General features: G+C 73.6%; 13 protein-coding genes and 2 pseudogenes. 7 read left to right on the top strand and 8 right to left on the bottom strand.

The window, feature by feature from the left end:
• Nucleotides 1-224 precede the first annotated feature (224 nt).
• Genes AB0Q90_RS35715 through AB0Q90_RS35705 form a run of 3 tightly spaced genes read right to left on the bottom strand, consistent with a single transcriptional unit; the run spans nt 225 to nt 2,322 of the window.
• Nucleotides 225-1,031 carry a methyltransferase domain-containing protein gene (locus AB0Q90_RS35715; RefSeq protein WP_363163091.1) on the bottom strand — a complete coding sequence of 269 codons (807 nt, stop codon included), beginning with the start codon at nt 1,029-1,031 and terminating at the stop codon, nt 225-227.
• Nucleotides 1,028-1,639 (bottom strand): DUF2064 domain-containing protein, encoded by a 612-nt coding sequence (locus AB0Q90_RS35710; protein WP_363163092.1) that lies wholly within the window; start codon nt 1,637-1,639, stop codon nt 1,028-1,030. Before AB0Q90_RS35710 ends, AB0Q90_RS35715 begins: the two co-directional genes overlap by 4 nt.
• A complete protein-coding gene (locus tag AB0Q90_RS35705) occupies nt 1,636-2,322 on the bottom strand; it encodes a glycosyltransferase family 2 protein (protein ID WP_363163093.1) in 687 nt (228 codons plus the stop codon). The genes AB0Q90_RS35710 and AB0Q90_RS35705 overlap by 4 nt, the downstream gene beginning before the upstream one ends.
• A 138-nt stretch (nt 2,323-2,460) precedes the next feature.
• Here AB0Q90_RS35705 and AB0Q90_RS35700 point away from each other — a divergent pair, with 138 nt between their 5' ends.
• From AB0Q90_RS35700 to AB0Q90_RS35685, 4 genes and pseudogenes are all read left to right on the top strand, one after another.
• The gene (locus tag AB0Q90_RS35700; protein ID WP_363163094.1) at nt 2,461-3,180 is read left to right on the top strand and encodes a response regulator transcription factor; all 720 of its coding nucleotides are present in this window, start codon (nt 2,461-2,463) and stop codon (nt 3,178-3,180) included.
• 2 nt (nt 3,181-3,182) lie between these two features.
• A complete protein-coding gene (locus AB0Q90_RS35695; RefSeq protein ID WP_363163095.1) occupies nt 3,183-4,295 on the top strand; it encodes a HAMP domain-containing sensor histidine kinase in 1,113 nt (370 codons plus the stop codon).
• A gap of 48 nt (nt 4,296-4,343) precedes the next feature.
• Nucleotides 4,344-4,505: pseudogene (locus tag AB0Q90_RS35690) on the top strand (ATP-binding protein); the annotation flags it as partial.
• Between the two features lie 42 nt (nt 4,506-4,547).
• Nucleotides 4,548-4,667, top strand: a pseudogene (locus tag AB0Q90_RS35685) (two-component sensor histidine kinase); the annotation flags it as partial.
• Here the strand turns inward: AB0Q90_RS35685 and AB0Q90_RS35680 are convergent.
• From AB0Q90_RS35680 to AB0Q90_RS35670, 3 genes are read right to left on the bottom strand one after another with little or no spacing between them, the layout of a single operon-like run.
• Complete coding sequence (locus AB0Q90_RS35680) at nt 4,662-5,651, bottom strand: NAD-dependent epimerase/dehydratase family protein (RefSeq protein ID WP_363163096.1); 990 nt, start codon at nt 5,649-5,651, stop codon at nt 4,662-4,664. The pseudogene AB0Q90_RS35685 and the gene AB0Q90_RS35680 sit on opposite strands and share 6 nt — an antisense overlap.
• Before the next feature lie 53 nt (nt 5,652-5,704).
• Entirely contained in the window at nt 5,705-7,150 is a 1,446-nt protein-coding gene (locus tag AB0Q90_RS35675) for a HAMP domain-containing sensor histidine kinase (protein ID WP_363163097.1), read from the bottom strand.
• Complete coding sequence (locus AB0Q90_RS35670; RefSeq protein ID WP_363163098.1) at nt 7,147-7,836, bottom strand: response regulator transcription factor; 690 nt, start codon at nt 7,834-7,836, stop codon at nt 7,147-7,149. Before AB0Q90_RS35670 ends, AB0Q90_RS35675 begins: the two co-directional genes overlap by 4 nt.
• 156 nt (nt 7,837-7,992) lie before the next feature.
• Between AB0Q90_RS35670 and AB0Q90_RS35665 the strand changes: the two genes are divergently transcribed.
• The 3 genes from AB0Q90_RS35665 to AB0Q90_RS35655 are packed head-to-tail and all read left to right on the top strand — an operon-like array spanning nt 7,993 to nt 10,766.
• The gene (locus AB0Q90_RS35665) at nt 7,993-9,333 is read left to right on the top strand and encodes a ferredoxin reductase family protein (protein ID WP_363163099.1); all 1,341 of its coding nucleotides are present in this window, start codon (nt 7,993-7,995) and stop codon (nt 9,331-9,333) included.
• Nucleotides 9,334-9,343: 10 nt separating this feature from the next.
• Nucleotides 9,344-10,027 (top strand): FMN-binding protein, encoded by a 684-nt coding sequence (locus AB0Q90_RS35660; protein ID WP_363163100.1) that lies wholly within the window; start codon nt 9,344-9,346, stop codon nt 10,025-10,027.
• A gap of 1 nt (nt 10,028) precedes the next feature.
• On the top strand, nt 10,029-10,766 hold the full coding sequence (locus AB0Q90_RS35655; RefSeq protein ID WP_363163101.1) for an FAD:protein FMN transferase: 738 nt from the start codon (nt 10,029-10,031) through the stop codon (nt 10,764-10,766).
• Here AB0Q90_RS35655 and AB0Q90_RS35650 read toward each other — a convergent pair.
• Both AB0Q90_RS35650 and AB0Q90_RS35645 read right to left on the bottom strand, forming a co-directional pair.
• Nucleotides 10,753-11,544 carry a class I SAM-dependent methyltransferase gene (locus tag AB0Q90_RS35650; protein ID WP_363163102.1) on the bottom strand — a complete coding sequence of 264 codons (792 nt, stop codon included), beginning with the start codon at nt 11,542-11,544 and terminating at the stop codon, nt 10,753-10,755. The genes AB0Q90_RS35655 and AB0Q90_RS35650 overlap by 14 nt on opposite strands.
• Before the next feature lie 302 nt (nt 11,545-11,846).
• Entirely contained in the window at nt 11,847-13,892 is a 2,046-nt protein-coding gene (locus tag AB0Q90_RS35645; RefSeq protein ID WP_363163103.1) for an NAD(+) synthase, read from the bottom strand.
• Between the last annotated feature and the right edge of the window lie 97 nt (nt 13,893-13,989).

Here is a 13,989-nt window from a genome sequence, read left to right as displayed (position 1 = left end):
CGGCTGCTGGAGGGGGACTGGCTCGGGATCGCGCTGTGGTTCGTGGGCGCGGCGGTCCTCCACGACCTGGTGCTGCTGCCGCTGTACTCGGCCGCGGACCGCTACCTCGTACGGCCCGCGGCCCGGCGTCGGGAGTGGGCGATGTACGTGCGGGTCCCGGCCGCCCTCTCCGCGCTGCTCCTGCTGGTGTGGTTCCCGCTGATCAGCGGGCGGGTGGCCGACCGCTACGACTCCTCCACCGGCTTGTCCGCGGACGCCTTCCTGCCCCGCTGGCTGCTGCTGACGGCCCTGCTGTTCGGGGGCTCGGCGGTGCTGTTCGTGCTGCGGCTGCGCAGGGCGGCGAAGGAGCGTCCGCCCACCGACCACTGACCCCCGGCACGCCAGCCGGCCCGCCGGGCGTGGCGCAGCAGGGCCGGGGTGCCGAGGCGGGCCCAGGGGAAGGGCGTGCCGGCGGCGCCGCGGGCGTCGGCGACATGCACGAGGACCCGCTCGTCGAGGTCCAGACCCGGGACCGTCTCCGCGATCAACAGGCCGCCGGGGAGGAGGAGTTCGGCCATGCGGTCGAGCAGGGCGCGCGGGTCGCCGCCGATGCCGACGTTGCCGTCGATCAGCAGGGCGGTGCCCCAGCGGCCCTCCCCGGGCAGCGGATCGAAGACGGAACGGCGCAGGGCCTGGCCGCCGAGGCTCACCGTGCGGGCCACGGCCGCCTCGCTCACGTCGATGCCGAGGGCGGGCCGGCCCTGGGCGCCGAGGGCCGCGACGAGCCGCCCCGGCCCGCAGCCGACGTCGAGTACGGGTCCCTCGCAGCGGCGCAGCACCTCCAGGTCCGCCGCGTCGGCCTCCGCGCACCAGCGCTCCACGTCCAGGGGGAGCAGCCAGCCGTCGGACCTGCGGAGGTAGAGGGGGCCGCGTTCGGTGCGGAGGGCGTCGGTGTAGGGGTCGGCGGACCAGGGGCGCTGGTCGACGTCGGTGGGGCGGCCCGGCCCTTGCCGGGGCGGCGCGACTGCCCGCGGCCGCGGGACGGTGCTCACGGGTGCCCCACCGCCGTCAGCCGTCCCAGCAGCTCGGCGAAGCGGCCGTTCGGGGCCGCCTCCGCGACCAGCCGGGCGTCGTCCGCCGTGTCCACGTCCCGCAGCACCGGCAGTTCCCGCACCCGCAGATCCGCGAGCCGGGCCCGTTGGGCGGCCCCCGTGTGCGGGGTCGACATCGGTACGCCGCGGAGGCGGGAGGGGTCCGGTTCGGCGAGGCCCAGGGCCCAGAAGCCGCCGTCCTCGGCGGGGCCGAAGCAGGCGTCGCAGTCGGTGAGGTCGACGGTGAGGAGTTCCGGCGTGACTTGGGGAGTGTCCATGCCGATGAGGAGCGCCGGTCCCTCGCAGCACGCGAAGGCCGCGGCCAGTCGCTCGTCGAGGCCGCCCGCGCACTGCGGTACGACCTCGAAGCCGGGCGGCAGCCACGGTCCCGGTGCCCCGTCCAGGACGAGTACGCGGCGCCGCGCGGGCGTGCGGGCCACGACGGACAGGGTGTCCGCGAGCGAGGCCTCGGCCAGCGCGGCCGCCTCCTCGGGGGTGAACGGCGGGGTCAGCCGGGTCTTCACGTGCCCCGGCCGCGGTTCCTTGGCGATGACGAGGAGGGTCGTCATACGGAGGACACCTCCCGCTCCGACAGCACCCGGCTCATGTCCCGCACCGCCTGGTAGGTGCCGCGCCAGGTGCCGGTCACCTTGGAGGCGCCCGTGCGCGGGCGGTAGGGGACGTCGTACTCGGCGATCCGCCAGCCCGCGTCGGCGGCGCGGACGACCATCTGGAGCGGGTAGCCGCTGCGCCGGTCGGTGAGGCCGAGGGCGAGCAGCGGTTCGCGGCGGGCGGCGCGCAGGGGGCCGAGGTCGTGCAGGCGCAGGCCGGTGCGGCGGCGCAGCAGACGGGCGAGCGCGAGGTTGCCGGCGCGGGCGTGTGCGGGCCAGGCGCCGCGGCCCTGCGGGCGGCGCCGGCCGAGCACCAGGTCGGCCCGTCCGGACCGCACCCGGTCCACGAAGGGGACGAGGTCACGGGGGTCCAGGGAGGCGTCGCAGTCGCAGAAGCACACGACGTCGGCCGTGGCCGCGGTCAGGCCCGCATGGCAGGCGGCGCCGAAACCGCGCCGCTCCTCGCGCACGACGGTCGCGCCCAGACGGCGGGCCAGCTCGGCGGAGCCGTCCGTGGAACCGTTGTCGACGACGATCGCGCGCCAGCCCGGCGGGATGCGCTCCAGCACCCACGGCAGCGCCTCGGCCTCGTCGAGACAGGGGAGTACGACGTCGACCGACGCCGGGTCCGGTTCTCTCACGGAAGAGCTTGGGGAAGAGGTCGTCACGCCTTCACCTTACGAGTGCAAAAGGTGCATAACGGAACTCGGCTCCTTACGAAACACGGACGTCAGAAGGGGACGGGCGCACATCCGCGCACGTGGTGCGAGGCTGGCGGCATGGAACAGCAGCAGCATCCGCAGACCGGGGCCCGGGTTCTCGTCGTCGACGACGATCCGACCGTCGCCGAGGTGGTCTCCGGGTACCTCGACCGCGCCGGATACGTCGTGGACCGCGCAGGCGACGGGCCCGACGCCCTCGCCCGGGCCGCCGCGCACTGGCCGGACCTCGTCGTTCTGGACCTGATGCTGCCCGGCATGGACGGCCTGGAGGTGTGCCGCCGGATGCGCGGACGCGGGCCCGTGCCGGTCATCATGCTCACCGCGCGCGGCGACGAGGACGACCGGATCCTCGGCCTGGAGGTGGGCGCCGACGACTACGTCACCAAGCCGTTCAGCCCCCGCGAACTCGTCCTGCGCGTCGAGTCCGTGCTGCGCCGCGCACGCCCGGCGCAGCAGCCGCCCGCGTCCGTCCTGCACGCCGCCGGCCTCTCGGTCGACCCGGCCGCCCGCCGCGCGGTCAAGGAGGGGGTTGAACTCGCCCTCACCATCCGCGAGTTCGACCTGCTCACCTTCTTCGTGCGGCACCCCGGCCGGGTCTTCAGCCGGGAGGACCTGATGCGCGAGGTGTGGGGCTGGGACTTCGGCGACCTGTCCACCGTCACCGTCCATGTGCGCCGGCTGCGCGGCAAGGTCGAGGACGACCCGGCCCGCCCCCGGCTGATCCAGACAGTGTGGGGCGTCGGCTACCGCTTCGACGCCACGACCGAGGAGGTCTGACCGTGCGTGACACCCTCCTCATCGCCCTGTTCGCGTTCGTCGGCGCCGCCGCGGCCGGACTGCTCGGCGCGTTGGTGCTGCGGCTGATCCGGCGCCGTTCGCTCATCGCGCATCTCGCGGTGGTCGCCGGCGTCGCCGTCACCGCGATGCTCGCCGGCACCCTCGCGGTCGCGCAGGCGATGTTCCTGTCCGGGCACGACCTGACCGTCGTCACCACCGTCGTCGCGATGGCCGCCGTGGTCTCCCTGGCCACCGCACTGCTGCTGGGCCGCTGGGTCGCCGCCCGCAGCCGAGCCCTCGCGCTCGCCGCCCGCTCCTTCGGCGACGGCGGCGACTTCACCTCGCCCGACGGGCCCGCCACCGCCGAACTCTCCGAGCTGAGCCGCGAGTTGGAGTCCACCAGCGCCAGGCTCGCCGAGTCCCGGGAGCGCGAGCGCGCTCTTGAGTCCTCCCGCCGCGAGCTGGTCGCCTGGATCTCCCACGACCTGCGCACCCCGCTGGCCGGACTGCGCGCGATGGCGGAGGCCCTGGAGGACGGGGTGGCGGCCGACCCCGACCGCTATCTGAAGCAGATCCGCATGGAGGTCGAACGCCTCAACGGCATGGTCGGCGACCTCTTCGAGCTCTCCCGCATCCACGCGGGCTCGCTGGCGCTGAGCCCGAGCCGGGTCTCGCTGTACGACCTCGTCGGCGACGCCCTGGCGGGGGCCGACCCGCTCGCGCGCGAGCACGGCGTGCGGCTCGTCGGGGACGGCGTGGAGCCGGTGCCGGTCGAGGTGGACAGCCGCGAGATGAGCCGCGTCCTGGGCAACCTGCTGGTCAACGCCATCCGCCGGACCCCGGCCGACGGCACGGTCGCGGTGGCCGCCGAACGCTCTGCCGCCGGCGTGGTGGTGTCCGTGACCGACGGCTGCGGCGGCATCCCCGAGGACGACCTGCCGCGCGTCTTCGACACCGGCTGGCGGGGCAGCCACGCCCGTACGCCGCCGGCGGGTGCGGGACTCGGCCTTGCGATCGTCCGTGGCATCGTCGAGGCGCACCGCGGCAGCGCCACCGTCCGCAACATCCCGGGCGGCTGCCGCTTCGAGGTGACGCTGCCGACGGCTGACGTGTGAGCTCAGTCGGATGGGGCGAACTCCCGCATCCCTTCCTCGGCTTTCCACACCGGCCGGCGGGGCAGCCACGCCCGTACGCCGCCGGCGGGTGCGGGACTCGGCCTTGCGATCGTCCGTGGCATCGTCGAGGCGCACCGCGGCAGCGCCACCGTCCGCAACATCCCGGGGGGCTGCCGCTTCGAGGTGACGCTGCCGATGGCTGACGTGTGAGCTCAGTCGGATGGGGCGAACTCCCGCATCCCTTCCTCGGCTTTCCACACCGGCTGGCGGGGCAGCCACGCCCGTACGCCGCCGGCGGGTGCGGGACTCGGCCTTGCGATCGTCCGCGGCATCGTCGAGGCGCACCGCGGCAGCGCCACCGTCCGCTCACTCGGACCGGGCGAACTCCCGCATCCCCTCCTCGAACCCCACCTCGGCCTTCCAGCCCAGCTCGGCCCGCAGCCGCGCGGAGTCGGCCGTGATGTGCCGTACGTCGCCCAGGCGGTACTCGCCGGTGACCACCGGTTCCGGGCCGCCGTGTGCCGCCGCGAGGGCGTGGGCCATCTCGCCGACCGTGTGCGGGGTGCCGCTGCCGGTGTTGTAGGCGACGAGCGCTGCCGGCGGCGAACTCGCCTCCAGCGCGGCGACGTTGGCCGAGGCGACGTCCCGTACGTGCACGAAGTCCCGCCGCTGGCCGCCGTCCTCGTACACGCGCGGGGCCTCGCCGCGGGCGAGCGCGGAGCGGAAGAAGGAGGCGACTCCGGCGTACGGGGTGTCGCGGGGCATGCCCGGCCCGTACACGTTGTGGTAGCGCAGCGACACCGCCGTACCGCCCGTCACCCGCGCCCACGCCGCCGCCAGATGCTCCTGGGCGAGCTTGGTCGTCGCGTACACGTTTCGCGGATCGACCGGCGCGTCCTCCCCGACAAGTCCGGGTGACAATTCCGCACTGCACTCCGGGCAGCGCGGCTCGAACCGGCCGGCGTCCAGGTCGGCCACGGCCCGCGGCCCGGGACGTACGACCCCGTGCCGGGCGCACGTGTACCGGCCCTCCCCGTACACCACCATCGAACCCGCCAGCACGAGCCGCTCCACCCCCGCCTCGGCCATGGCGGTGAGCAGTACGGCCGTCCCGAGGTCGTTGCGCGAGACGTACTCCGCCGCGTCGGCGAAGCCGGTCCCGAGACCCACCATCGCCGCCTGATGGCAGACGGCGTCAACTCCGACCAGGGCGCGGCGCACGGCCTCGGGGTCCCGCACGTCCGACGCCGGGTCGGCGCCGATGTCGTAGACGACGGGCTCGTGGCCGTGCGCCGCGAGCGCCTCGACGACATGGGACCCGATGAACCCGGCACCGCCGGTGACCAGTACACGCATGAGCCCACGCTAGGGGCGGGCACCGCCCGGCGGACCGGGCCGCGCCCGGCACGTCACGGCTTCGTAAGACTCAGCGGCAGCGACACCGTGAACACCGTCGCCCCGGGCTCGCTGCGCAGCTCGATCGTGCCGCCGTGGGCCTGGATCAGGGAGTTCGCCACGGCCAGGCCCAGGCCGCTGCCGCCGCGGTCGCGGCTGCGGGCCTTGTCGACGCGGTAGAAGCGGTCGAAGACGCGTTCGCGGTCGGCGGGCGGGATGCCGGGGCCGGCGTCGCGGATGCGGACCCGCGCCATGCCGGGGGAGGCCGACACCGCGACGGAGACCTCCGTGCCGGCCGGGGTGTGCACCGCCGCGTTGGTGAGGAGGTTGTCCAGCACCTGCCGGACGCGCTGCGGGTCCAGGCGCATCCGGAGTGCCTCGGGGCCCGGCTCCACCGTCAGGGGATGGTCGGCGTGGCCGGCGCGGAAGGCGTCCGCCGCCTCCTGGACCAGCTCCACCAGGTCGGCCTCCCGCGGCCGCAGCGGGGCTTCCACCTCCGCCGCGTCCAGCCGGGCGAGCAGCAGCAGATCGTCCAGCAGGAAGCCCATCCGGGCCGCCTCCGCGCGCAGCCGCGCCAGGTGCTTGTCCCGTTCCTCGGGGGCGTTGGCGGCCGCGTACTGGAACAGGTCCGCATAGCCCCGTACCGACATCAGCGGTGTGCGCAGCTCGTGCGAGGCGTCCGCGACGAACCGGCGCAGCCGCTGCTCGGCCTCCGTGCGCACGGCGAGGGACTCGTCGATGTGCTCCAGCATCGTGTTGAAGGCGGTGCGGAGCTCCTCGACCTCGGGGCCGCCGCTGCGCCCGTCGTGCCGCACCGGCAGCCGCGCCGAGTCCGTCAGATCGTGCGAGGTGATCCCGCGGGCGGTGTGCGCCATGTCGCTCAGCGGCTTCAGACCGCGCCGCAGCAGCGACCGCCCGGCCACCACCAGGGCCAGCAGCGCCAGCCCGAAGGTGACCGCCTGGATCGTGATCAGCTGTCCCACGGTGTCGTCGATGTCGTTCATGGGCGCCGCGCTGACCAGGATCACCCCGGGCTCCACCTCGCAGGCGCGCAGCCGGTACCGGCCCTCGCCCGCGAGGTGCTCGGTGCGCAGGACCTCCTCACCCGTGGCGACCCGCGCCCGGGCCACGGCCGTGAACTCCGCCACGTCCTTCGGCAGGTCGGTGGCGACCTCCGGCCTGCGCAGCTCGGGGGTGCCGTCCGGCACGTCGTACACGGCGTAGTACCAGCGGTAGTACTTCTTGCCCGACAGCGTGCCGTAGTCCGCGATGCTCTTGGACTGGGCGACCTGGGCCTGCGCCAGCTGCGTGTCGAGCTGCGCCGACAGGTAGTCGCGCATGTACGTCGTCAGCGCCGTGCCGACGACCGCGAACACCACCAGGGACAGCGCGCCGACCCCCAGCGCGAGCCGGGTGCCGAGCCGCAGCCTGCCGTACGCCCGGCGCAGCCGCCGGATCACTCCGCGGCCTGCCGGATGACGTACCCGAAGCCCCGCACGGTGTGGATCATCGGCGCGCCGGAGTCGTCCAGCTTGCGGCGCAGCCGGCTGACGACCAGCTCGACGACGTTGGAGCGGCCGCCGAAGCCGTACTCCCACACGTGGTCCAGGATCTGCGCTTTGGTCTGCACGGTCGGCGACTTGCGCATCAGGTAGCGCAGCACCTCGTACTCGGTGGGTGTGAGCGTGAGCAGCCGCTCGCCGCGGTGCACCTCACGGGTGTCCTCGTCCATCGTCAGATCGCCCACGCGCAGCACCGAGCGCTGGAAGCCGGGCCCGGCGCTGCGCCGCAGCACGGTCCGCAGCCGGGCCATCAGCTCCTCCACCGCGAACGGCTTGACCAGGTAGTCGTCGCCGCCCCGGGTCAGCCCCGCCACCCGGTCGGCCACGCCGTCGCGCGCCGTGAGGAACACCACCGGCACCATCGTCCCCGAGCGGCGCAGCCGGTCCAGCACGCCGAAGCCGTCCACGTCCGGCAGCATCAGGTCGAGCACGACGATGTCCGGGTGGAACTCGGCGGCCAGCCGCAGCGCCTCCTCGCCGGAGTTCGCGGTCACCGCCTCCCAGCCCTCGTACCGGGCGACCGTCGCCACGAGGTCGGCGATCGGCGGGTCGTCGTCCACGACCAGCAGTCGTACTTTTTCCACCCGCACATAGTGCGTCACCCGGCCCCCCGCGCCCCAGCCCGGCCGCCCCTCCCTGTCACATCGATAACCACTTGAAAGATGTACGACAGGTGATCGACAGCTTTCTGCGGACAAGCTCGGTACCCCGGCCCCGACCCCCATGAGGAGCTGCCGCCCGTGACGACCGTCCAATCACCCCCAGCGCCCCCGACGGCGATACGCCCCAGGGTGGTGGCCCGCACCGGTCTGTACGCCGTGCTGGCCGCGAACGCGGCCGTGGTGACCTGCTTCTTCGTCGCCGCGGGCTTCGGCGCCTCCAACACCCTGGTCGTCCTCGGCCGCCTCGCCGGTCTCTACGGCGCGCTGTTCATGGCCTTCCAGCTGCTGCTGGTGGCCCGGCTGCCGTGGCTGGACCGCCGGATCGGCATGGACCGGCTGACCTCCTGGCACCGCTGGACCGGCTTCGGCATCCTGTGGACGCTCCTCGCGCACGCCGTCTTCATCACCTTCGGCTACGCCGACTCCTCCGGCCTCGACCCGGTCAACCAGCTGGTCGACCTCGCCGAGACCGTCGAGGGCGTGCTGCGCGCCGTCGCCGCGCTGGTGATCATCCTCGTGGTCGGCGCGGTCTCCGGACGCTGGGCCCGCCGCAGGCTCGCCTACGAGACCTGGCACTTCATCCACCTGTACACGTACCTCGCCGTGGTGCTGGCCTTCACGCACCAGGTCGCGGTCGGTACGACCTTCACCTCGTCGTCGGCCGCCACGGCGTACTGGTACGGCCTGTGGGGCGTCGCCCTCGGCTCGGTGCTCGTGGGCCGCGTGGTCCTGCCGCTGTGGCGGAACCAGCGCCACCAGCTGCGCGTGTCGGCGGTGGTCCCCGAATCGGACAACGTCGTGTCGATCCACATCACCGGCCGTGACCTGGACCGCCTCCCGGCCCGGGCCGGACAGTTCTTCCTGTGGCGGTTCCTGACGAAGGACCGCTGGTGGCAGGCGAACCCCTTCTCGCTGTCGGCCGCACCCGACGGCCGCAGCCTCCGCCTCACCGCCAAGGCGGCAGGCGACGGCAGCGCCGCCCTGCGCCACCTCAAGATCGGCACCCGCGTCTTCGCCGAGGGCCCCTACGGCGCCTTCACCGCCCTGCACCGCACCCGCCCGGAGTCCGTACTCATCGCCGGCGGCGTCGGCGTCACCCCCATCCGGGCGCTGCTGGAGGAGCTGGACGGCCACGCCGTGGTCATCTACCGCGTCGCCACCGACCGGGACGCGGTCCTCTACGACGAACTGCGCGAACTGGCCGCCGCCAAGGGCGCGGAACTGCACCTGGTCACCGGCCCGGTCCACCCGGACAAGCTGGCCCCGGCCGAGCTCCTGCGGCTGGTGCCGGACATCGCCGACCGGGACGTCTTCCTCTGCGGGCCGCCCCCGATGATGAACGCGGTGCTGGGCAGCCTGCGCGAGCTGAACGTGCCGCGGCCGCAGATCCACTTCGAGCGTTTCAGCCTGGCGGGATGAGAGGGACACCGTGAAGCGAGCCATACCCGTCCTGGTCCTGACCGCCGTCGGTCTGGTCCCGCTGTGGCGCTACGAGCCGTCGACGGACCCGACGTCCACGACCGAGGCCGTCGCCCCGGCCCCCTCCGCGTCCTCCTCCTCGTCGTCGGGCAGTTCGGCACTGGTCGTCGAGGGCTCGGTGGTCAACACCGAGAAGGGCGCCGTGCAGGTGGAGGTGACGTTCGAGGGCGATGAGATCGCCTCCGTGCGGATGCTTCAGCAGCCGGACCATCCTCAGACGGCGGCGGCGGTGCCGAAGCTGATCGAGGAGACGTTGGAGGCGCAGAGCGCGGACATCGATACGGTGTCGGGCGCGACGATCACGAGTGACGGCTACAGGGAGTCGCTCCAGGCGGCTCTCGACGAGAAGGGCGCCTCTGCTTCGGAGCCCAGTTCGGAGGTCGTCGAGGGCTCGGTGGTCAACACCGAGAAGGGCGCCGTGCAGGTGGAGGTGACGTTCGAGGGCGATGAGATCGCCTCCGTGCGGATGCTTCAGCAGCCGGACCATCCTCAGACGGCGGCGGCGGTGCCGAAGCTGATCGAGGAGACGCTGGAGGCGCAGAGCGCGGACATCGATACGGTGTCCGGGGCGACGATCACGAGTGACGGCTACAAGGAGTCCCTCCAGGCCGCCCTTGACACGAAGGGTGCCTGAGATGCGGCGTGTTGAGCATGTGATGGGTTTCCCGGTCTCGCTGCGGGTGGACGACGAGGGCTTCCCCGCTGAGGCAGCGGACTCCGTCTACGCGTGGCTGCGCGAGGTCGACGAACGCTTCAGCCCCTTCAAGCCGGACAGCGAGGTCTGCCGGCTGGACCGGGGCGAGATCGGCCTCGGCGAGGTCAGTGCCGACCTCGCCGAGGTCCTCGACCTGTGCGAGGAGTACCGCCTCGCCACCGGCGGCGCCTTCGACGTACGCCTGCCGGGGCGGGGCCTGGACCCCTGCGCGGTGGTCAAGGGCTGGTCGGTGCAGCGGGCGGCGGAGCTGCTGACGGCGGCCGGGGCGCGGAGGTTCTGCCTCAACGCGGGGGGTGACGTGGTCGCCGCCGGCGGGCCCTGGCGGGTGGGCGTGCGCCATCCCGAGCAGGCCGACAAGCTGTGCACCGTCCTGGAGATCACCGACGGTGCCGTGGCCACCTCCGCGCTCTACGAGCGGGGCGCGCACATCCTCGACGGCCGCACCGGCCGCCCGGCCACCGGCCTGCTCAGCATCACCGTCGTCGCGGACTCCCTGACCGAGGCCGACTCCACGGCCACGGCGGCCTTCGCGATGGGCCCCGAGGGCATCGAGTGGGCCTCCGCCCGCCCGGGCTGCGAGGTCTTCGCGGTCGACGCGGCCCGCCGGGTGTTCCGCACGGCTGGCGTGCCGGTGGCGGGCAGCCTCAGCGCGGCTTGACCCCGCTCACCGTCCACGCCCGGGCCGTCAGCGCGATCGAGCCGTCCGGCTCTTTCGGTACGGCCGCGCCGAGGGCCTCCCGCAGCCGGTTCCGGGCGTCCGGGGTCAGGGAGGCGACGTAGCCCGGGGCCGGGCCCTGGCCCTCCAGGAACGGGGACCACAGGTCGGACAAGTCGGTGAAGACGGTCGGGACGACGACCGGGGTGACCCGTACGTCGTGCAGGCCCGCCTCCGACCAGAGCGCGTGCAGCGGATCGGGGCGGCAGAGCGGGAAGCGGCGGCCCTCGTCCAGCTCGGCGGCGGCCGGATCCGCCGCGGTGGCCGCGTCCCAGAAGTGGCACAGGAGGCCCATGCCCTCCGCGTAGTCCCAGACGTAGGCGGCGACCAGCCCGCCCGTCCGGACCGCCCGGGTCATCTCGGCGACCCCGGCGGCCGGTTCGGGCAGGAAGTTGAGCGTCAGACCGCTGACGGCCGCGTCGCACGCACCGTCCCCGACGGGCAGCGCCGTCGCGTCCGCCACGACGAACGACACCGGACCGTGCGCCGTCGCCCGGGCCGTGGCCACGAACCCGGCCGAGCGGTCGCAGCCCAGCACCAGCCGGGGCCGGCACCGCGCCGCCACAACCGCCGTCAACGCCCCGGTTCCACAGCCCACGTCCAGCCACCGCAGCCCGTCCGCATGCCCGGCGAGCGTCATGAACCGCTCGGCCACCAGTCGGCTCCACCGGCCCATGTACCGCTCATAGGCGGGCCCCGCCTGCCACACGTCGAACTCCATGGCTCCACCTTGCGGGACAGAGCCCCACGCGGCGAGGCTCCGCCCCGCGCGGCGCGGGAATCGCCCCACCGTGCGGGGCCGTGCGGTGTGGGCGGCAAACGCCCGGTCCCGGTTACCCCGCGGCGCGGGGGTCGGTCCACCGTGTGGGCTCGTGCCGTGTGCGGCGAGCGGCTCGGTTGCTGCGGGGTGTCGGAGTCCGCGGGGACTTGCGGCCCGGGCGGCAGATGTCCCGTCCCGGTTAGCCCGCGGCGCCGGAATCGGACCACCGCCGCGGGTCGCGTCCGGTGTGGCGAGGGCCCTGGCTAGCGTGCGGTGCCGGAGTCGTCCCAGCGGGCGAGGTCGCGTAGCCAGGCTCGGGCGTTTCCGTCGGAGGGGGCTCGCCAGTCGCCGCGGGGGGAGAGGGAGCCGCCTGCCGAGACCTTCGGGCCGTTCGGCATGGCCGAGCGCTTGAACTGGGCGAAGGCGAAGAAGCGGCGGCAGAACTCCTCCAGCCAGCGGCGGATCTCCGGGAGGTCGTAGGCCGTGCGCTCGGACTCGGGGAAGCCGGGAGGCCATGCGCCGGACTCCTGGTCGTGCCAGGCGTGCCAGGCCAGGAAGGCGATCTTCGAGGGCCGGAAGCCGTACCGCAGCACGTGGAAGAGCGTGAAGTCGTGCAGCGCGTACGGGCCGATCCTGGACTCGGTGGACTGCATCTCCTCGCCGGGCACCAGCTCCGGGCTGATCTCCGTGTCGAGGATCGCGGCCAGCGTCTTGCCCGCGTCGTCACCGAACTGGCCGCTGCTGATGACCCAGCGGATCAGGTGCTGGATGAGCGTCTTCGGCACTCCGCCGTTGACGTTGTAGTGGCTCATCTGGTCGCCGACGCCGTACGTGCACCAGCCGAGCGCCAGCTCCGACAGGTCGCCGGTGCCGAGCACGATGCCTCCGCGCTGGTTGGCCAGCCGGAAGAGGTAGTCCGTGCGCAGGCCCGCCTGCACGTTCTCGAAGGTGATGTCGTAGAGCGGCTCACCGGAGGAGAAGGGGTGGTCCATCTCCTTCAGCATCAGCCGCGCGGTCGGCGTGATGTCCAGCTCGGCCGCGGTGACACCGAGGGCCTCCATCAGCTTGTGCGCGTTGCCCTTGGTGTGGTCGCTGGTGGCGAAACCGGGCAGCGTGAAGGCGAGGATGTCGCTGCGCGGCCGCCCCGCCCGGTCCATCGCGCGCGCGGCGACGATCAGCGCGTGCGTGGAGTCCAGACCGCCGGACACCCCGATGACGACCTTCGGGTTCCCGATCGCGCCCAGCCGCTGCTGGAGCGCCGACACCTGGATGTTGTACGCCTCGTAGCAGTCCTGCGCGAGCCGCTCGGCGTCGGCCGGTACGAACGGGAAGCGCTCGACCCGGCGGCGCAGCCCCAGGTCGGTGGTGGGCGGATCGAGCCGGAAGCCCACCTGGCGGAAGTCGCCGGTGGCGTCCCCGTGCGTGCGGCGGTTGTCGTCGAACGTGCCCATCCGCATGCGTTCCTGGCGCAGCAGATCGAGGTCCACGTCCGCGACCGCGTACTGCTCGCCGAGCGGGAACCGCTCGGTCTCGGCCAGCAGCGCGCCGTTCTCGTAGATCATGGTCTGGCCGTCCCACGACAGGTCGGTGGACGACTCGCCAAGGCCGGCGGCCGAGTACACGTACGCGGCGATGCAGCGCGAGGACGCCGAACGGCACAGCAGCCTGCGGTCCTCGGCCCGCCCGACCGTGATCGGGCTGCCGGAGAGGTTCACCAGCACCGTCGCCCCGGCCAGCGCGGCCGGCGCGCTCGGCGGCACCGGCACCCACATGTCCTCGCAGATCTCGGCGTGCAGCACCAGACCGGGCACGTCCTCGGCGGCGAACAGCAGGTCCACGCCGAACGGCACGTCCGCGCCGCCCAGCCGGATCGTCCCGCCGCGCTCGTCGTCGCCCCCGGCGATCTGCCGCCGCTCGTAGAACTCCCGGTAGTTCGGCGGGTACGACTTGGGCACGACGCCGAGGATCCGGCCGCGGTGCACGATCACCGCGCAGTTGTAGAGCCGGTGGCGGTACCGCAGCGGGGCGCCGACGACGAGCACCGTCAGCAGCTCCGCCGACCCGGCCACCACGGTCGCCAGCGCCTCCTCGACCTCGTCGAGCAGCGGGTCCTGGAGCAGCAGGTCCTCGATCGAGTACCCGGTCAGGCACAGTTCCGGGAAGACGGCGACGGCGACCCCGTCCTGCGCGCACCGGCGGCCCTGCCTGAGCACCGCCTCCGCGTTGGCGGGCGGGTCGGCGATGGCGGCGTGGCCGGTGCACGCGGCGATCCGCGCGAAGCCGTGTTGATAGATCGACCAGAAGTTCACCAGGCCACCGTAACCGGCCGGGGCACCGAGAGGTCGGCTACCCAGGGTGGCACCGGCTACCCAGGGTGATCGGACCGTCATCGCCCCTGGTGATCCC

The organism is Streptomyces sp. NPDC079141, from assembly GCF_040686775.1.
Lineage (GTDB): Bacteria > Actinomycetota > Actinomycetes > Streptomycetales > Streptomycetaceae > Streptomyces.
Note: the sequence above shows the minus strand (reverse complement) of the source record. Positions and strands in the feature narration are given on the sequence as shown.